Annotated in this window: 1 pseudogene; it reads right to left on the bottom strand. The window is 63.8% G+C overall.

The annotated features are described in order from the left end of the window. Positions 1-132: 132 nt before the first annotated feature. Positions 133-459: pseudogene (locus FJ658_RS16595) on the bottom strand (hypothetical protein); the annotation flags it as partial.

Below are 459 nucleotides of genomic sequence, written 5' to 3'. Positions count from 1 at the left end.
GTGGCTGTCCACCTCCGGTCGGGGGGCGGGCTCTCGCTTCGCGCGACGCTTCAGAGCGGATCTCACTGCTGAATCGTGCCGCGAAGCCGTCACTCCTGCCACACCCCTTGGTGGGGGTGCTGGGGCCATCGATCAGCGCGAACTCCCTGCTTCGTCGCAGAGCACGACGAGGCGCTTTGGAATCCCGACCACCGAGGCATCTCGGATCAGGCTCCCGAGGGTGATGTACCAATTCCGGCGAACTCTCTCCGGGCGCAGCCGAGTCAATCGCGCCACTGTCGCTTCCAGCGCACTGATGTCTCCTGGTCGAGCGGCACCGGTCTTGCCACGAGACGCAGGAAAATCTGTCTCGGGAAGCACTCGTTCGTACGGCAAGGCCTTCAGCGCGTCATCGGGCATCGCCGCATTCACCGAAAAGTAGCAACCAAGTTCGATCGCGCGGCGGATGTCGGTCACATC

This window comes from Schumannella sp. 10F1B-5-1 (genome assembly GCF_006517535.1).
GTDB lineage: Bacteria > Actinomycetota > Actinomycetes > Actinomycetales > Microbacteriaceae > Schumannella.
Note: the sequence above shows the minus strand (reverse complement) of the source record. Positions and strands in the feature narration are given on the sequence as shown.